Genomic DNA, 18,504 nt, shown 5'->3' on the forward strand with positions numbered 1-18,504 from the left:
TGAAGGGATATGGCGAAAACGACGCGTAGTGCTACAGCCACCAAGTCGCAGAAGGGAAAACCTGCGGGCAAGGTGAAGGACGTCAAGGCCAGCAAGAAAGCTCCTGCCGTCGGGCGGGGAGCGAAGAGTGCGCCGGCCAAGGCCGCCGTCAAGGCGGCCCCGGCCAAGAAACCAGCTGCCAAGAAGGTTGCAGCCAAGCCGGCTGTAGCGAAAAAGCCGGTGGCCAAGAAAGCCGCGAAGTCCCCGGCAAAGCGCGTCGTTGTGAAGAAGGCTGCTCCCAAGCCGCCGGTCAAGAAAGCCACGCCGGCCAAGAAGCCGGCACCCAGCAAGGCCGTTGTGAAGAAAGTGGCGAAGCCCGTTGCCAAGAAGGTGACGGCGCCCGCCAAGAAGCAGCCACCCCAGGCCGTGGCCAGGCCGGCTTCAACCCCGGTGAAGGCCGCCAAGGCGCCACCGGCCAAGCCGGTCGCCAAACCGGCTGCCAAGCCTGCACCGGCCAAGCCCGCTCCCAAGCAGGCGGCGCCGGCTCCGGTGAAGGCAGCGCCAGCGCCCGTCGAGCGGGCCAAACCCGCAGCTCTGCCCTTTACGGGTAAAGTAGCGAGTGCTACCGCTCGTCATACCACTCCTCAAAAGCAGAAAGCCCAGCAGTCCTCGATGAATAATCCTGCAACTCTCGACAATGGCATCACCCGCGAAGACGGCCGCTACGCGCTGCCTTCCACCACCACGATCGACCTGCCCAAGGGTTACCGTCCCTCGAACGACGAGGAGTACATGAACCCGAAGCACCTCGCCTACTTCCGCAACAAGCTTCGCGACTGGCGTGACCAGCTGGTGGAAGAATCGCGCCAGACCATGGAAAACCTCCGTGACGAAGTGCGTGACGTAGGCGACGAAGCCGAGCGCGCCACCCGTGAGACGGAAAACTCGCTGGAACTGCGTACGCGCGATCGTTACCGAAAGCTGATTTCCAAGATCGACAAGGCATTGCGCCGCATCGAGGAAGGCCGTTACGGCTACTGCGAAGAGACGGATGAGGAGATTGGTGTCGAGCGTCTCGATGCCCGCCCGATCGCCACGCTGTCGCTGGACGCGCAGGAGCGTCGCGAGCACCTGCAGAAGCAGATGGGCGACTGAACTCGTCCCTTTCGAACAGGCAAAGCCCCGCCGATGCGCGGGGTTTTGTTTTTCTGGGGGGGCGGGGGATGAGGCGGGTAGGGGGGCGTCTCGATCGCTTCAATGCTTCGACACGAAGGCCTTCAAAGCTGGCGCAGAGGTCGGTTTATGCGCCGCCGCTACCAACCACCCATCCCGCTTTCTCAAGCCAGCGTTGCCGCCGCATAGGCTTTCAGCTTGGCGAGCATGGCCGCCAGTCCATTCGATCGCGTGGGTGACAAATGCTTGGCCAGGCCGATGGCCTCGATAAAGCGAGGTTCGGTCGCCACGATGTCGCGTGCGGAGCGGTCGGAATAAACGCGCAGAACCAGCGCGATCAAGCCGGAGACGATGGCCGAGTCGCTGGTTGCCTGAAAATGCAGCTTGTCCGCGCTGCCATACGGTACCAGCCATACCATCGACTGGCAGCCATGCACGCGGTATTGCTCGGTCTTCAGGTCATCGGGAAACGGGGGCAATTGCTTGCCCAGGTCGATCAGGTATTGGTAGCGCTCAGTCCAGTCGCCAAAAAAGGCGAACTCGTCGACGATATCTTGCTGCGCCTGCTCGGCGTTGGGTGTGGCAATAGCGTTCATGCGTGCATTATCGCGCGTTTTGCCCCGATTCCCTCTCCCTGCAGGGGAGAGGGCTAGGGTGAGCCCCCGAAAGGGGGTAAAGGGCGAGTGCTCGCGATAAGGCTGCTACAACGCCGGCTCTGAATGTGGGTCTATCGCAGGATTGGCCCCTCACCTCAGTCCTCTCCTCGCTCCTCAACGCCGGGGCCATCCATGGCCCTTCCCCGCGTGCCCCGGAGGGGAGAGGAAGTAAGAGCTTCAGCCCTTCACCACGCTCCAGCGCGTGCCCTGGGCACCGTCTTCAATGGCGATTCCCATCGCAGTCAGTTCGTCGCGAATCTCATCGGCACGCTTGAAGTCGCGGGCGGCGCGGGCAGCGCGCCGTGCCTCCAGCAAGGCCTCGATGCGAGCTTCGTCAATGTCCGATGCATCGCTGGACTGCTTGAACCAGTTTTCCGGATCCTGCTGCAGCAGCCCGAGCAGGGCGCCGGCGCCTAGAAGTGCCCGCTTCGCTTCGTGCCGGGCATCTGCATCGCCGGCCTGGCGGGCGGCATCAGCCAGCTGCGACAGTTCAGCCAGCGCCTGCGGCGTATTGAGGTCGTCGCACAGCGCCGCTTCGACGGCGGCGGGTACCGGCAAGTCGGTCATGTCGACCTCGACGTCACCCAGGTCGCGCAGCACGCGATACCAGCCCTCCAGCGTACTGATTGCTTGGGCAATGGTCGCATCGGACCAGTCCAGCGGCTGGCGGTAATGACCCCGCAGCAGCAACAGGCGCAGGGCTTCCGGCGGATGTTGCTTGAGCAGTTCATGCACCAGCATCACGTTGCCCAGCGACTTGGACATCTTGCGGCCGCCGAACGTAAGCATGCCGTTGTGCATCCAATAGCGGGCGAAGATCCTGCCGCCGTGCGCGCAGGTGGACTGCGCGATTTCGTTCTCGTGATGCGGAAACTGCAGATCCACGCCACCGGCGTGGATATCAATGGTTTCGCCTAGGTGCGCTTCGCTCATGGCCGAGCACTCGATATGCCAGCCCGGACGGCCGCGACCCCAGGGACTGTCCCAGCCGGGCAGTTCGGGCGTGGATGGCTTCCACAGTACGAAATCGCCAGGACTCTGCTTGTAGGGGGCAACTTCCACGCGGGCACCTGCCAGCAGTTCATCTGGGTCGCGGCCCGACAGGGCGCCGTAATCGGCGTAGGAATCCACGTTGAACAGCACGTGGCCTTCGGCCGCATAGGCATGTTTGCTGGCGATCAGCCGCTCGATCATCGCGATGATCTGGGGAATGTGCGCCGTTGCGTGCGGCTCCATGTCCGGCGGAGCGATACCCAGCGCCGCCATGTCTTCGCGGTAGGCTTGCGTATAGCGGCCGGTGATGGTCTCGATGCCCACGCCCAACTGCTGGGCAGCGGCATTGATCTTGTCGTCCACGTCGGTGATGTTGCGGGCGTAGACCACATGGGGATAGTGGCGGCGCAGCAGGCGCACCAGCACGTCGAATACCACCGGACCACGTGCATTGCCGATGTGCACGTAGTTGTAGACCGTGGGCCCGCACAAATACATCGTTACCCGGTCGGGATCGAGCGGGCTGAACGTTTCAACGCGGCGCGTCAGGCTGTTGTGAAGCGAAATCGGCATCGGCAGGAAATCCGGGCGGTGGGAGCGGGCGCAGGCGGGCGCAAGCCGGCCGCGCATCTTAACAAGCTGCTGCTGCCGCCGCAGGCACCTGATAGGGGTGGAGTGGGTGAACAGCGACAGTTAATCGCAAGACTTTAAGTGAGTTCTAAGCGTCGATTCAGTGTGAATTTGTTGCAATGGCTGCTATGAGGCGCATAGATGCGCCCAACATGCCCCTGAGCGGAGGTCGTAATGACCAAGATGGTGTTTCCCGCGCTGGTGCTAGCCTTGATGGCCTGTGGCCTGACAGTTACCAGTGCATTTGCGCAGGATGCGCGGTACCAGAGTCAAAATCCGAGTCAAAATCAAAGCCAGAACGACGACAACACCCACTATGGCTGGGCGGATGTGTTGCGCGTCGACCCTGTCTATGGGGTTGCCCGCACCGAGGTGCCACGCCAGGAATGCTACGACCAGCAGGTGGTGCAGACCGCGCCGCCCCAGGGCAGCGCGGCCGGCACCATCTTGGGTGCTGTCGTGGGCGGTGTGCTGGGAAGCACCGTCGGCCGCGGCAGTGGCCGTACAGCGGCCACCGTGGTTGGCGCGGTCGCTGGTGGTGCCGTCGGCAACAGTGTGTCGGCCAGTGGCGGTGGCCAGTACCAGGGCACCGAGACCCACTGCCGCCAGGTGGCTGCAGTGAGCGAGCAGCGCCGCATCATGGGTTATGACGTGGAGTATCGCTATCGCGGCGAAGTCTATGTTTCCCGTCTCAACTACGACCCGGGCGAGCGTCTCCGGGTACGGGTAAGCGTCGCGCCCGCCGACTGACCCTGCAGCCTGACCCATTCAGCAACGCCGCCGCCTTCGGGCGGCGGTTCGCTGTAGGGGCGTCTTCATCCAAGCCGGCTTGTTGCATGGCAGCGAAAATCCCGTCATGATGCGCGTTCAACCTCCCGGAACCTCCATGTCCGCAGCCGTCTATACCGCCACCGTACTCACCAGCGCCCGCATGGCTGCTGGGATGACGTCGCGTGCGCGCCGACCGCTGGTCCGACATTCGGCCGGGTAGGCTGTCGCACGCATTTCATGTGTATCGACGACAAAACCCGGCCTGCAGCCGGGTTTTTTTGTTTTTGGATTTTGAACTGACATGGGCTGGCCCGCCCTGAGACCACTGGCCTTCAGGGCCAACGACAAGACAAAGGTATTCACGAGATGACTCTTCGCCATTTTCTGACCACCCAGGACTACAGCCGCGCCGAGATCGACGCGCTGTTGGAACAGGCGGCCGCCTTCAAGCGTTCCCCGCGCGGCCAGCAGCTGGCTGGCAAGTCGGTGGCGCTGATGTTCTTCAACCCGTCGATGCGTACCCGCACCAGCTTCGAGCTGGGCGCTTTCCATATGGGTGGCCACGCCATCGTGCTGGCGCCAGGCAAGGACGCATGGCCGATCGAGTTCGAGGTGGGCAGCGTGATGGAAGGCGATACGGAGGAGCACATCGCCGAAGTGGCGCGCGTGCTGTCGCGCTATGTGGACCTGATCGCCGTGCGTGCATTTCCGAAGTTCCAGGATTGGTCGGTGGATCGCGAGGACAAGGTCATCAAGGCGTTCGCGCAGTACGCGACGGTGCCGGTGATCAACATGGAAACCATCACCCATCCGTGCCAGGAGCTGGCACACGCGATGGCGCTGAAGGAACACCTGGGCAATCTGCAGAACAAGAAGTATGTGCTCACCTGGACCTATCACCCCAAGCCGCTGAACACCGCAGTGGCTAACTCCGCCTTGTTGATCGCCACCAAGATGGGCATGGACGTGACCTTGCTGTGTCCCACACCTGACTACGTGCTGGACGAGCGCTACATGGAGTTCGGCTACCAGAACGCCATGCAAAACGGCGGTTCGCTCAAGGTCAGCCACAACATCGAAGAAGCCTATCGCGGCGCCGATGTGGTCTACGCCAAGAGCTGGGGTGCGCTGCCGTTCTTCGGCAACTGGGAGCAGGAGAAGCCGATCCGCGAGGCGAGCCGGCACTTCATCGTGGACGAGGCCAAGATGGCGCTGACCAATAACGGTCTCTTCAGTCATTGCCTGCCGTTGCGTCGCAATGTGAAAGCCACCGATGCCGTGATGGATTCGCCGGCGTGCATCGCCATCGATGAAGCCGAGAACCGCCTGCATGTGCAGAAGGCGGTGATGGCGTCGTTGATCGGTCAGCGCTGAGTCGAGGCGAAATCAGCTCATGTATATGCCCACTTATTTCAAGGAAACACGAAGCGAAGCGCTGCATGCGTTGATGCGCGCTTACCCCTTCGCCACGCTGGTGACGCATGGCGATGCAGGCCTCACCGCCAATCATCTGCCGTGCGAGCTGGTCGGTGACCACTTGCATGGCCACGTCGCGCGCGGCAACGAACTGGCGCGTGCCGATGGTGCCGAGGTGTTGGTGATTTTTCGCGGACCGGAAGGCTATGTGAGCCCGAACTGGTATCCGAGCAAGCACGAGACCGGGCGCGAAGTGCCGACCTGGAACTATGCGGTGATCCATGTGCATGGGCGCCTGCGCGTGGTCGAGGATCACACCTGGCTACGACTGTTGCTTGAGCGCCTGACCGATCGTCACGAAGCGGGCCAGCCCAAGCCGTGGCACGTATCCGATGCGCCGGCCGACCATATCGAGAAGTCGCTGGGTGGCATCGTCGGTCTGGAAATCAGCATCGATCGCATCGAGGGCAAGTTCAAGCTGAGCCAGAACCACCCGGCAGCGAATCGCGCCGGCGTGGTCGAAGGCTTGCGTCAGCGCAGCGGTCGGGGCGATGCCGAGCTGGCGGATCTCATGGTTCAACAAGAGGAGAGCAGGTCGTGAGCAAGGGACATCAGCATCGCTACAAAGTGGACGTGACGTGGACCGGCAACCAGGGCACCGGTACGAAGACCTACCAGGGCTACGGCCGTGAGCATGAAATCCGCATCGCTGGTAAGCCGGTGCTGGCGGGTTCGTCCGATCCCACGTTTCGTGGCGATGCCAGCAAGCACAACCCGGAAGACATGCTGGTGACCTCGCTTTCCACCTGCCACATGCTGTCGTACCTGCATCAGGCCGTGCTGGCCGGTGTCGTCGTGACGGCTTATGAGGACAACGCCGAAGGCACGATGGAAACCGATGCACATGGCGGCCGCTTCCTTGAAGTCGTGCTGCACCCGGTAGTGACCATCGCGGCGGGCAGTGATCCGGCCAAGGCTGAGGCGGCGCACGAGCCTGCGCACCACGCCTGCTTTATCGCCAATTCCGTGAATTTTCCTGTGCGCTGCGAACCGCGCATCGTCGTCGAATCCGTCTGACCTTTTGTTCTTATTTCTTCTCCAGGATTGCCAGTCATGAGCAAAGATATCGTTCTCGCCTTCTCCGGTGGCCTCGACACCAGCTTCTGCGTGCCCTACCTCAAGGAGCGCGGCTGGGCCGTGCACACCGTGTTCGCCGATACCGGCGGCGTCGATGCTGAAGAGCGCGCCTATATTGAGCAGCGCGCCAAGGAGCTGGGTGTCGCCAGCCACGTTACCGTCGACGGTGGCCCGGCGATCTGGGAAGGCTTCGTCAAGCCGTTCGTGCAGGCGGGCGAGGCTTACCAGGGTCAGTATCCGCTGCTGGTGTCCGATCGCTACCTGATCGTGGATGCGGCCATCAAGCGCGCTGGCGAGCTGGGCACCAAGGCGATTGCGCATGGCTGCACCGGCATGGGCAATGACCAGGTGCGTTTCGACCTGGCGGTGAAGGCGCTAGGCGACTACGAGATCGTGGCGCCGATCCGCGAGATCCAGAAAGAGCACACCCAGACGCGCGCCTATGAGCAGGCCTATCTGGAAGAGCGCGGCTTTGACGTGCGCGCGAAGCAGAAGAGCTACACCATCAATGAGAACCTGCTGGGCGTGACCCTGTCCGGCGGTGAGATCGATCATTGGAAGACCCCGGGCGAAGGTGCGCGGGGCTGGTGCAAGCCGCGCGCCGAATGGCCGTCCGAAAAGCTCTCGGTGACGATCGGCTTCGTCAAGGGCGAGGCGGTGTCGCTCAATGGCGAAAAGCTGCCAGGCGCGAAGCTGCTGGCCAAGCTCAACGAGTTGTTCGCTCCCTACGGCGTGGGTCGTGGCATGTACACCGGCGACACTACCATCGGCTTGAAGGGTCGCATCGTGTATGAAGCCCCGGGCCTGATCTCGCTTCTCGCCGCGCATCGTGCGCTGGAAGAGGCCGTGCTGACCAAGCAGCAGAACCGCTTCAAGCCCGAAGTGGCACGCAAGTGGGTGGAAGTGGTGTACGAAGGTTTCTTCCACGATCCGGTCAAGACCGATCTCGAGGCTTATCTGAGCTCCAGCCAGAGCTGCGTCAATGGCGAAGTGGTGCTGGAAACCTCGGGTGCCCAGGTCACCGCGGTGGAAGTGCGTTCGCCGCACATCCTCAATGCCAAGGGTGCCACCTACGCGCAGTCGGCCGATTGGGGCGTGGAGGAAGCCGAGGGCTTTATCAAGCTGTTCGGTATGAGCAGCACGTTGTGGGCCGAGATCAACCGCGGCTGATCGTCACCCAGCGAATGCGGGGATCCAGCGCCCAGGTTTCCTGCCTGAGACGCTGGGTTCCGACTTCGCCGGAGCGGCGGACATGAATTGCTGCCTTGAGGAAGCCCACGGGCCGCATCGATGAATAACCATATTAGACGGACTGCATGAGCGCCTTACTGGACGATACCCTCAGACATCTTCGCGCACTGGTCAGTTACGACACGCGCAATCCGCCGCGTGAAATCGGCACGGGCGGCATTTTCGATTACTTGCGCGAAAACCTGCCCGGCTTCGACGTCACAGTCACCGATTTCGGCGCAGGTGCAGTCAACCTGTACGCGGTGCGCGGCCAGCCGAAGGTGCTGTTCAACGTGCATCTGGATACCGTACCCGACTCGCCACACTGGACGGCTGATCCACACCTGCTGCGTGTGACAGAGGGCCGCGCCATCGGCCTTGGTGCTTGCGATATCAAGGGTGCCGCGGCCGCACTGGTGGCGGTTGCCAACGCCACGCAGGGGGACATGGCGCTGCTGTTGTCCACCGACGAAGAGGCCAACGATGCGCGTTGCATTGAAGGTTTCCTCAAGCAGAAGCCGGCCTATGACGCCGTCATCGTCGCCGAGCCGACCAAGGGCGAGGCCGTGTTGGCGCATCGCGGCATTCATTCGGTGCAGATGCGCTTCAAGGGCAGTGCCGGTCATGCTTCGGGCGAGCAGAAACCCAGCGACAGCGCGCTGCATCAGGCGATGCGCTGGGGTTCGGCGGCGCTGGATTTTGTCGAGAAGCAGGCGCACGAGCGCTTTGGTGGCCTGACCGGGCTGCGCTTCAACATCGGCAAGGTCGAAGGCGGTATCAAGGCCAATATGATCGCGCCGACGGCCGATATCCGCTTCGGTTTTCGTCCCTTGCCCACCATGGCGCCCGACCAGATGCTGGAAACGTTTCGCACCCTGGTCGAACCGCAGCCGGTGGCATTCGGAGAAACCTTCCGCGGTGATTCACTGCCGGCTGGCGACACGGCTACGGCCGAAGCACGCCGTCTTGCCGCGCGCGATCTCGCCGACGAGTTGGACATTCCCATTGGCAATGCGGTGGACTTCTGGACCGAAGCGGCCCTGTTCTCCGCGGCCGGCTACATCTGTTTTGTCTATGGCCCCGGCGACATCGCGCAGGCGCATACCGCCGACGAATGGGTCGCCCTGAGCCAGCTCCAGCATTACGCAGAAACCATTTACCGGATCATCGATCGTGGAAGCGCATAAGCACACCCGTAAGACCATCGTCCGCCTGCTTTCGAGCATGGGCAGCGCGAAGGAAATCCAGCAATACCTCAAGCGCTTCTCGCAGCTCGACGCCAAGCGCTTCGCCGTAGTGAAGGTCGGTGGCGCTGTGCTGCGCGACGATCTGCCTGCGCTCACGTCCTCGCTGACCTTCCTGCAGCAAGTCGGGCTGACCCCGATCGTGCTGCATGGTGCGGGTCCGCAGCTGGACGAGGAACTATCTGCCGCCGGTATCGAGAAGCAGACCGTCAACGGCTTGCGTGTGACCACGCCGCAGGCGCTGGCGATCGTACGCAAGGTGTTCCAGGAGCAGAACCTGCGCCTGGTCGAGGCCTTGCAGACCATGGACACGCGCGCCACGTCGGTGCTGTCGGGCGTGTTCACTTCCACCTACCTCGACCGCGACACCTACGGCCTGGTCGGCAAGGTGAGCCGGATCAACCTGGCGCCGATCGAGGCCAGCTTGCGCGCCGGCTCCATCCCGGTGATCGCCAGCATGGGCGAGACGGAAGAGGGGCAGATCCTCAACGTCAACGCCGACTTCGCCGCCAACGAACTGGTGCGCGTGCTGCAGCCGTACAAGATCGTGTTCCTGACCGGGACCGGTGGCCTGCTGGACGACAAGGGTCGAATCATCGACTCGATCAACCTCAGCACCGAGTTCGAGCATCTGATGGCCCAGCCGTGGATCAACGGCGGCATGCGCCTGAAGATCGAACAGATCGCGGATCTGCTGGCCGACTTGCCGTTGACCTCGTCGGTGTCGATCACCCAGCCGTCCGAATTGGCCAAGGAGCTGTTCACGCATAAGGGTTCGGGGACGCTCGTGCGTCGTGGCGAGAAAGTACGTCGCTTCGAGTCATGGGAAGGTATCGACCTGGAGCGCATGCGCAGCCTGATCGAATCCAGCTTCGGCCGCACCCTGGTGCCGGACTATTTCGAGCGCACCAAGCCGTTCCGGATCTATGTCAGCGAGAACTATCGCACCGCGATGATACTTACGATGGAAGACGGCTTGCCCTACCTCGACAAGTTCGCCGTGCTCGACGATGCCCAGGGTGAGGGCCTGGGACGTGCCGTGTGGCAGGTGATGCGCGAGGAGAACCCGCAGATGTTCTGGCGTTCGCGCCACGGCAACTCGGTCAACCATTTCTACTACGCCGAATCGGATGGTTGCCTCAAGCAGCCGAACTGGAAAGTGTTCTGGTACGGCCTTGAGGACTTCGAAACCATCGCCCGCTGCGTCGCGCATTGCGCCACGCGGCAGCCGACCCTGGTGGGCTGAATCATGAGCATGACCAAACAACGCATCGGTATTGTGGGCGCGCGCGGTCACACCGGCGCGGAACTGATCCGCCTGGTGACAGCGCATCCGGCCTTGGAACTCGCCTTCGTCTCCTCGCGCGAACTGGATGGCCAGCGCGTGGCAGACCAGGTGGATGGCTTCAAAGGCGAGCTGCGTTACGCCAACCTCGATCCGACGGCTGTCGCTGCGCAAGATGCGGACGTGGTGGTGCTGGCCTTGCCCAACGGCAAGGCAGCGCCCTATGTCGAGGCCATCGACAAGGCCAAGCCAGAAACACTGATCGTCGACCTGTCCGCCGACTATCGCTTTGACGAGCGCTGGTATTACGGCCTGCCGGAGTTGACTCGTGAGCGCTGGCGCGGCGAGAAGCGCATCAGCAATCCGGGCTGCTACGCCACGGCAGTGCAGCTTTCGATCGCGCCGTTGAAGGATCTGCTGGCCGCGCCGCCGGTGTCGTTTGGCGTGTCCGGCTATTCCGGTGCCGGCACCACGCCGTCGGATCGCAATGACCCGGAAAAGCTGCGCGACAACTTGATGCCGTATTCGCTTACCGGCCATATGCACGAGAAGGAAGCCAGTCGCCATCTCGGCCTGCCGGTGGAATTCATGCCGCATGTGGCGCCGCATTTTCGCGGGCTTACGGTGACCACCAGTCTCTATCTGGTCCGGCCGATCAAGCGCGAGGACGTGATCGCCCGCTTCAACGGCGCCTACGCAGGCGAGAAACTGGTACGCGTACTGGACGAGGCGCCATGGGTCAGCCAGATCGCCCACAAGCATCATGTGGAGATCGGCGGCTTCGCGGTATCCGCCGACGGCAAGCGCGTGGTGGTGGTGGCAACGCTGGACAACCTGCTCAAGGGCGCCGCCACCCAGGCCATGCAGAACATCAATCGCGCGATTGGCGTGGACGAATTCACGGCGATCCCGCGACCGTGACGCTCACGCGCGCACCGTCGTAGGGAAACCCACCATCCGTTCGTCCGGGGTCATCGTCATGCGTCTGTCCCGCTATCTGCTTCCCACCTTGAAAGAAACGCCCGCCGAGGCGCAGATCGTCTCGCATCGGCTGATGTTGCGTGCGGGCATGATCCGCCAGGAGGCCGCCGGCATTTATGCCTGGCTGCCGCTGGGCTTGCAGGTGCTGCGCAAGATCGAGCGTATCGTGCGCGAGGAAATGCATCGCGCCGGTGCGCTGGAGTTGCTGATGCCGACGCTGCAGCTCGCCGACCTGTGGCGAGAGAGCGGGCGCTACGATGCCTATGGCCCGGAGATGCTGCGTATCCGCGACCGCAACGAGCGCGAACTTTTGTACGGGCCGACCAACGAAGAGATGGTCACCGACATTTTCCGCGGGAACGTGCGTTCGTACCGCGACCTGCCGATGAATCTCTATCACGTGCAGTGGAAGTTCCGCGACGAGCAGCGGCCGCGTTTCGGGGTATTGCGAGGGCGCGAATTCCTGATGAAGGATGCCTACTCGTTCGATCTCGACGAGGCCGCCGCGCGTCGCTCCTACCAGCGCATGTTCGTCGCCTATCTGCGCATGTTCTCCCGCATGGGACTGACTGCGATCCCCATGCGCGCGGAAACCGGGCCTATCGGCGGTGACCTGTCACACGAGTTCATCGTGCTGGCCGATACCGGCGAGTCGGACGTCTACTGCGATCGCCAGTTGCTTGAGCTGCCGGTACCGGACGAACTGGTGGACTACGAGGGCGACCTCGCCGCGCTGATTGCGCCTTGGACGCAGCCCTATGCCGCCACCGAGGACGTGCATGACGCCGAGCGCTTCGAGCGTGAAGTGGCGGCGGAACGGCGGCTGCATACGCGAGGCATCGAAGTCGGGCAGATCTTCTATTTCGGCACCAAGTATTCCGGGCCAATGAAGGCCCTGATCGCTGGTGCCGACGGCGTGGAGCGACCGATCCACGGCGGCTCTTATGGCGTGGGCGTTTCGCGGCTGGTCGGCGCCATCATCGAGGCCAGCCACGACGAGCGCGGTATCGTATGGCCGGACGCGGTGGCTCCGTTCCAGGTCGGCCTGATCAATCTGCAGCAGGGCAACGCCGATACGGATGCAGCCTGCGAGACGGTCTATACCAAGCTCAGGCAGTCCGGCATCGAAGTGTTGTACGACGACACTAGTGCTCGGGCTGGCGGCAAGTTCGCAAATATCGATCTGATCGGTCTGTCGTGGCAGCTGGCCGTGGGGCCGCGCGAACTGAAGAACGGTCAGGTCGAATTGAAGCGACGCGCCACCGACGAGCGAAGCGTGCTCAGCATCGATGCCGCGTTGGCGGCCCTGGTCGATGCGCGCCCTCGACGCGATTGAGTTCCACTTTTGCTTAAGCGCAGCGACTGCGCTCTCATCTATCGATACAGCAGGACACGAACATGACTCAGCCGCTCTGGCAAAAATCCAATATCAAGATCGACGCCCGCATCATGAAGTTCCTGGCGGGTGACGACGTCTTGCTGGATCGCGAGTTTTTCCTTTACGACGTCACCGCCAGCAAGGCGCATGTGGAAGGTCTGGCCAATATCGGCGTGGTCAGCGCGGACGAGGCCGCAGCCCTCAAGCGTGAGCTGGACGTGCTGGCGGATGACTTCCGTGCCGGCAGCTTCGTGCTCGATGATCGCTACGAGGACTGCCATTCCGCCATCGAGGCGCGGCTGACCGAACGATTGGGCGATGCAGGCCGACGTGTACATACCGGCCGCAGCCGCAACGATCAGATCCTGGTCGCCACGCGTCTGTGGCTGAAAGACCAGCTGGCCACACTCGAACAGCACTGCCGCGCCATCGCCGGAGTCTGCCTGGATCGCGCAGCCAAGCCAGGATCGCCGCTACCGGGTTACACCCACCTTCAGCGTGCGGTGGTGTCGTCCACCGGCATGTGGTTCGCCGGTTATGCCGAGGGCTTTATCGACAGCGCGCTGCGCGCCCGGCAAACCACTACCCTGATCGACGCCAACCCGCTGGGTACGGCCGCAGGCTACGGCGTCAATATGAAGCTCGACCGCGAACACACCACGGCGGCATTGGGCTTTGCGCGCATGCAGATCTCGCCGATCTATGCCCAGTTGTCGCGTGGCAAGTTCGAAATGGCCGTGCTGGAAGCGATCGGCGGCGCGCTACTGGATGTGCGTCGGCTGGCCTGGGACTTGTCGCTGTTCACCACCGCCGAGTTCGATTTCGTCAAGCTGCCGTCCGAATACACCACCGGCAGCTCGATCATGCCGAACAAGCGCAACCCGGACGTGGTGGAGCTGCTGCGCGCCAGCTACGCCAGCGTCGCTGCCGCCCGCACCGAGATCGAGCAGCTGCTGTCGCTGCCTTCCGGTTACCAGCGCGACCTGCAGTTCTCCAAGGGCTCGCTGTTCCATGGCTGTCGCCATGGCCTGGCTGCACTGGATTTGATGCCGGACCTGCTGGCTCGCATGGAATGGAACGAACCGGCCATGCGCGCCGCGATCGAGCCAGCCATGTACGCGACCGACGTGGCGATCGAACAGGCCGCGGCGGGCGTTCCATTCCGTGATGCCTATCGCGCGGCTGCCGACGCGGCGTCTTCCGCCGGTGCGGGCCGCACGCCGGAGGGCAGCCTGGCGGCGCGCGTGTCACCCGGTTCTGGCCATGACCTGCGCCTGGACGAATTGCGCGCTAGACTCGGCCATCTGGACGGCTAAATGGTGATTGGCATGGGGACCGTCAGTACGGGGAGTGCCGAACATTACCGCTGGGGGCAGGGGTGCGACGGCTGGCATCTGCTGGCCGGCGATGACCTGAGCGTGATCGAAGAGCGCATGCCGCCAGGTGCGGCCGAGATTCGTCATCGGCATGCGCGGTCGCGACAGTTCTTCTACGCCCTCGAGGGCAGGCTGACGCTGGAGCTCGATGGCGTCGTTCACCTGCTGCAGTGCGGCCAAGGACTGCACGTGCCGCCGGGCGCCGCGCACCAGGCCCGCAACGAAGGGAGCGTCGATGCACGCTTTCTGGTGGTCTCGGCGCCGCGCAGCCACGGCGACCGCGTCGCGGCTCCCCTGGATGCCCAGGCATGAACTTCGAGCCGGCACGGCATGCTTTAGTCGAGCAGCCGTTGCCGGCTTGGCGGCGGGCGGTATTGAAGGTCGGCAGCAATCTGCTGGCGGCCGACGGTGGTGGCCTGACCCCCCGTTACGCCGAAGCACTGGCGGCTTTCATTGATGTCAGTCGTGACGAGGGCAGGGAGGTCATCCTGGTGTCTTCCGGTGCCGTGGCGGCAGGACGCGCTTTGCTACGGCAACACGTGCCGCCGGGCAGCGATCTGGCTGCGCGTCAGGCACTGGCCGCGCTTGGCCAGGCGCCGATGATCGCGTTATGGCAATCGCTCAGTACACGGCCGGTGGCGCAAGTGCTGCTGACGCATGATGACTTGCGCAATCGCCGTCGCTACCTCAATGCGCGCGTGACGCTGCGCGAACTGCTCACACTCGACGTGTTGGCTGTCGTCAACGAGAACGATACCGTCGCCGTCGACGAGCTGAAGCTGGGCGACAACGATAACCTCGCCGCCATTGTCGCTGCCCTGGTCGATGCCGACCTGTTGTTGATTGCGTCCGATATCGATGCGCTCTATAGCGCCGATCCACGCCTCGATCCCACGGCGAGGCCAATGGCCCACGTCGATGCGGTGACGCCCGAGATACTGGCCATGGCCGGCGGCACCGGCAGCAGTGTGGGCACGGGCGGTATGCGCACCAAACTCGAGGCGGCCGCCAAGGCCGCTGCGGCAGGCATTCCCACCGCATTATTCAGCGGGCGCGATGACGTTGCAGTCGGCGCGCTCGGGCGCGGCTATCTGCGCGGCACGCTGTTTGCTGCTGGCGGGACTCGCATGCAGGCACGCAAGTACTGGCTTCGCCATGCACCCGCGGCGCCCGGCTGCATCCGGGTGGATGCAGGTGCTGCGCGCGCATTGGCCAGCGGTCGCGCTTCGTTGCTACCGGGCGGTGTGCTTGAGGTGGCTGGCGAATTTCACCGTGGCGACCTGGTGGAGATCGTCGACGCCGCCGACCGGCCCGTGGCGCGCGGCCTCTGCCAGTACGGCGCCGCAGAAGTTCGGCGCCTGTCCGGCCGGCATAGTCGCGATATCGAACACATATTGGGCTATAGCTATGGCGCCGAAGTCGTACATCGCGACGACCTGGCTACCCTGGCCCAGGCGGAGACGGCGGGAGAACGCAGCGCATGAGCGACGTCCGATCACTCGCACTTGCTTGTCGCGATGCGGCGCCTTCGATGGCGGCTTTGGATACGGCCGCCAAGACGACACTCCTGCGTGGCATGGCAGCGTCGCTGGAGCAGCATGCCGATGCGATCCTGGCGGCGAATGCGCGCGACATGCAACAGGCGGTCGACAAGGGATTGCACGGCGCCTTGCTGGATCGGCTGCGCCTGGACGCCACGCGCATCGCGGCCATCGCCCAGGCGCTGCGCGAGGTGGCTGGTTTGCCCGACCCGGTGGGCGTCGTGACTCGGCGCGAGACGCGGCCCAACGGTATCGCGGTGGAGCGGGTACGCATTCCACTCGGCGTGGTGGCGATGATCTACGAGGCGCGACCCAATGTGACGGCGGACGCGGCCGCGCTCTGCCTCAAGGCGGGTAACGCGGTGATCCTGCGCGGGGGGTCGGAAGCGCTGCACTCCAATATGGCGATTGCAGCAGCGTTGCACCACGCACTGCGCGCCCATGGCTTGCCTGAAGCCGCGATCACCCTGCTGCAGGATCTTCGTCGCGAAGCGATGGTGGAACTGCTGCAACTGACCGATATCGTCGATCTCGCCATTCCGCGCGGCGGCGAAGGCCTGATTCGTTTCGTCGCGGAGCACGCACGTGTTCCCGTGATCAAGCACTACAAGGGCGTTTGCCATCTCTACGTGGACGACACTGCCGATGTTTCGCTGGCATTGAACCTGCTGGTCGATGGCAAGACATCACGTCCGGGCGTATGCAATGCGCTGGAGACGTTGCTGGTACACAAGGATGTGGCGGGGGTTTTCATGCCTCGCGCCGCGCAAGTATTGCGCGAGCGTGGCGTGGAGCTGCGCGGTGATCCGGCAACCTGCCGCCTGGTACCAGATACGAAGTCGGCGACGGAGGATGACTACGCCGCGGAATTTCTCGACCTGATCCTGGCGGTGCGCGTGGTGGCGGACCTCGACGAGGCGATCGCTCATATCAGGCGCTACAGCTCCGACCATACCGAAGTCATCGCCACGCGTGACGAGGCCGCCGCACAGCGCTTCGTGCAGGCATTGCGCTCGGCGGTGGTGATGGTCAACGCGTCCTCGCGTTTTTCCGATGGCGGCGAGCTTGGCCTGGGCGCTGAGATCGGCATCTCGACCACGCGCCTGCATGCCTACGGACCGATGGGTGCCGAGTCGTTGACGATCGAGCGCTTCGTGGTGCGTGGCGAGGGCCAGCTACGACATCCACAGAGCCGCGTAGCGAATCCCGACAAAGGCACCTGATTCCTTTGTAGGGGCGCATCCAGTGCCAGAAAGCCAACGGAGCGGGACGCCGTGATCGCGCACAGGGTGCGCTCCTACAACGGCTTCTTTTCGGTCGCGTTCCAGGCCAAAGCAGAAGACACGGGTCCTGGCGCGACCAGCCACCCGCCGTTGCGAGTCGTTAGGAGTTTCAGGCGTCGCGCGCGGCCCATCCCTTGACCGCTTCCACAAAGGCCCAGCAATCCACAAACCGGTTATACAAAGGCGCCGGAGAAATTCGAATCACATCCGGCTCGCGCCAGTCGCCGATGATGCCGTGCTCCATCAGATACTCGAACAACGCGCGCCCCCGCTCACGACCACCCAGTACGCGGATGGACAGCTGGGCACCGCGGCGTTGTGGATCGGTAGGTGTCACCACCTCGAGCACTTGACTCAACTGCGTATGCACCAACCATTCCAGGTAACCGGTGAGTCGCAGCGACTTCTCGCGCAGGCGCGGCATGCCTGCACGGCGGAAGATTTCCAGGGATACGCGCAGGGGAGCCAGTGCGAGGATGGGCGGATTGGAAAGCTGCCAGCCGTCGGCGCCATAGGTGGGCACAAACTGCGGCCCCATCTGGAAGCGGGTGGTCTTGTCGTGGCCCCACCAGCCGGCGAAACGCGGCAACGCCGTGCGCGCGTGGCGTTCGTGCACGAAGGCACCGCCGACCGCGCCGGGGCCGCTGTTGAGATATTTGTAGCTGCACCAGATGGCGAAATCGGCGCCGCTGTCATGCAGTTGCAGGGGGAGGTTGCCCACGGCATGGGCAAGATCGAAGCCGACCATGCAGCCTTGACGATTGGCGAGCCGGGTAATGGCGGCAAGATCGAACGCCTGGCCGGTGCGGTACTGGATGCCGGGCAGCATCACCAGCGCAATGCGAGAGCCATGCTCGGCCAGCATACGTTCGATGGCAGCCATTGACGTGGTGCCGTTCGGTTCGTCGCTTCGAAGTTCGATCAGCGCGGTGGCAGGATCGAAACCGTGGAAGCGGATCTGCGATTCCACCGCGTAACGATCGGTAGGGAAGGCGCCTGCTTCAATCAGGATCGCGTGCCGCTCCGGCGTCGGGCGATAAAAGCTCACCATCATCAGGTGCAGATTCACGCCCAGCGTGTTCATCGCCACGACTTCGGCGGGTTGTGCGCCCACCACGGTGGCGAGGTCGTCGCGCACGAACTCGTGATAGTCCATCCAGGGCAGGCGGCCCTTGAAATGACCTTCCACCCCCAGCTCGCCCCAGTAGTCTAGTTCGCTGTTCAGCGCGGGGCGCACGGCCCGCGGTTGCAGCCCCAGCGAGTTGCCGCAGAAGTAGTGGCTATCGCGGCCCTCATGCGGCGGGATGTGGAACTCATCGCGGAAGTGGCGCAGCGGATCGGCTGCATCCTGGGCCTGCGCCCAGGCGAGGGTGGCTTCGTACGGTGCGGACATCGGAATTCTCGTGCAGTGCGCATGGCGCCCCTTGCAGG

Annotated in this window: 17 protein-coding genes; 14 read left to right on the forward strand and 3 right to left on the reverse strand. The window is 63.5% G+C overall.

What is annotated here, in order from left to right; genetic code table 11:
- Positions 1-9: 9 nt before the first annotated feature.
- Positions 10-1,134 (forward strand): RNA polymerase-binding protein DksA, encoded by a 1,125-nt coding sequence (gene dksA, locus OUZ30_RS05785; protein ID WP_266181245.1) that lies wholly within the window; start codon positions 10-12, stop codon positions 1,132-1,134.
- Positions 1,135-1,316: 182 nt separating this feature from the next.
- Here dksA and OUZ30_RS05790 read toward each other — a convergent pair whose 3' ends face one another.
- A complete protein-coding gene (locus OUZ30_RS05790) occupies positions 1,317-1,748 on the reverse strand; it encodes a SufE family protein (RefSeq protein WP_266181246.1) in 432 nt (143 codons plus the stop codon).
- Positions 1,749-1,985: 237 nt separating this feature from the next.
- Complete coding sequence (cysS, locus tag OUZ30_RS05795; protein WP_266181247.1) at positions 1,986-3,374, reverse strand: cysteine--tRNA ligase; 1,389 nt, start codon at positions 3,372-3,374, stop codon at positions 1,986-1,988.
- A gap of 231 nt (positions 3,375-3,605) precedes the next feature.
- Between cysS and OUZ30_RS05800 the strand changes: the two genes are divergently transcribed.
- The 13 genes from OUZ30_RS05800 to OUZ30_RS05860 all read left to right on the forward strand — a co-directional run bounded on the left by OUZ30_RS05800 (position 3,606) and on the right by OUZ30_RS05860 (position 17,013).
- Positions 3,606-4,181 carry a glycine zipper 2TM domain-containing protein gene (locus OUZ30_RS05800; RefSeq protein ID WP_266181248.1) on the forward strand — a complete coding sequence of 192 codons (576 nt, stop codon included), beginning with the start codon at positions 3,606-3,608 and terminating at the stop codon, positions 4,179-4,181.
- Positions 4,182-4,568: 387 nt separating this feature from the next.
- On the forward strand, positions 4,569-5,576 hold the full coding sequence (locus tag OUZ30_RS05805; RefSeq protein WP_266181249.1) for an N-acetylornithine carbamoyltransferase: 1,008 nt from the start codon (positions 4,569-4,571) through the stop codon (positions 5,574-5,576).
- Between the two features lie 19 nt (positions 5,577-5,595).
- Positions 5,596-6,219: an FMN-binding negative transcriptional regulator gene (locus OUZ30_RS05810; protein ID WP_266181250.1), complete on the forward strand. Its 624-nt coding sequence runs from the start codon at positions 5,596-5,598 to the stop codon at positions 6,217-6,219.
- The gene (locus OUZ30_RS05815) at positions 6,216-6,695 is read left to right on the forward strand and encodes an OsmC family protein (protein WP_266181251.1); all 480 of its coding nucleotides are present in this window, start codon (positions 6,216-6,218) and stop codon (positions 6,693-6,695) included. Before OUZ30_RS05810 ends, OUZ30_RS05815 begins: the two co-directional genes overlap by 4 nt.
- 36 nt (positions 6,696-6,731) lie before the next feature.
- On the forward strand, positions 6,732-7,925 hold the full coding sequence (locus OUZ30_RS05820) for an argininosuccinate synthase (RefSeq protein ID WP_266181252.1): 1,194 nt from the start codon (positions 6,732-6,734) through the stop codon (positions 7,923-7,925).
- A gap of 146 nt (positions 7,926-8,071) precedes the next feature.
- On the forward strand, positions 8,072-9,172 hold the full coding sequence (locus tag OUZ30_RS05825) for an acetylornithine deacetylase (protein ID WP_266181253.1): 1,101 nt from the start codon (positions 8,072-8,074) through the stop codon (positions 9,170-9,172).
- 37 nt (positions 9,173-9,209) lie between these two features.
- Positions 9,210-10,475: an acetylglutamate kinase gene (locus OUZ30_RS05830; protein WP_283255982.1), complete on the forward strand. Its 1,266-nt coding sequence runs from the start codon at positions 9,210-9,212 to the stop codon at positions 10,473-10,475.
- A gap of 3 nt (positions 10,476-10,478) precedes the next feature.
- A complete protein-coding gene (gene argC, locus OUZ30_RS05835) occupies positions 10,479-11,435 on the forward strand; it encodes an N-acetyl-gamma-glutamyl-phosphate reductase (protein ID WP_266181256.1) in 957 nt (318 codons plus the stop codon).
- Positions 11,436-11,493: 58 nt separating this feature from the next.
- On the forward strand, positions 11,494-12,831 hold the full coding sequence (gene proS / locus OUZ30_RS05840; protein ID WP_266181257.1) for a proline--tRNA ligase: 1,338 nt from the start codon (positions 11,494-11,496) through the stop codon (positions 12,829-12,831).
- Positions 12,832-12,893: 62 nt separating this feature from the next.
- On the forward strand, positions 12,894-14,189 hold the full coding sequence (gene argH, locus OUZ30_RS05845; RefSeq protein ID WP_266181258.1) for an argininosuccinate lyase: 1,296 nt from the start codon (positions 12,894-12,896) through the stop codon (positions 14,187-14,189).
- 12 nt (positions 14,190-14,201) lie between these two features.
- Positions 14,202-14,561: a cupin domain-containing protein gene (locus tag OUZ30_RS05850; protein ID WP_266181259.1), complete on the forward strand. Its 360-nt coding sequence runs from the start codon at positions 14,202-14,204 to the stop codon at positions 14,559-14,561.
- On the forward strand, positions 14,558-15,733 hold the full coding sequence (gene proB / locus OUZ30_RS05855; protein ID WP_266181260.1) for a glutamate 5-kinase: 1,176 nt from the start codon (positions 14,558-14,560) through the stop codon (positions 15,731-15,733). Before OUZ30_RS05850 ends, proB begins: the two co-directional genes overlap by 4 nt.
- Positions 15,730-17,013, forward strand: a complete 1,284-nt coding sequence (locus OUZ30_RS05860) for a glutamate-5-semialdehyde dehydrogenase (protein ID WP_266181261.1) — start codon at positions 15,730-15,732, stop codon at positions 17,011-17,013. The genes proB and OUZ30_RS05860 overlap by 4 nt, the downstream gene beginning before the upstream one ends.
- A gap of 169 nt (positions 17,014-17,182) precedes the next feature.
- Here OUZ30_RS05860 and kynU read toward each other — a convergent pair whose 3' ends face one another.
- On the reverse strand, positions 17,183-18,466 hold the full coding sequence (kynU, locus tag OUZ30_RS05865) for a kynureninase (RefSeq protein WP_266181262.1): 1,284 nt from the start codon (positions 18,464-18,466) through the stop codon (positions 17,183-17,185).
- Positions 18,467-18,504: the final 38 nt, after the last annotated feature.

The organism is Dyella humicola (assembly GCF_026283945.1).
Classification (GTDB): Bacteria; Pseudomonadota; Gammaproteobacteria; order Xanthomonadales; family Rhodanobacteraceae; genus Dyella; species Dyella humicola.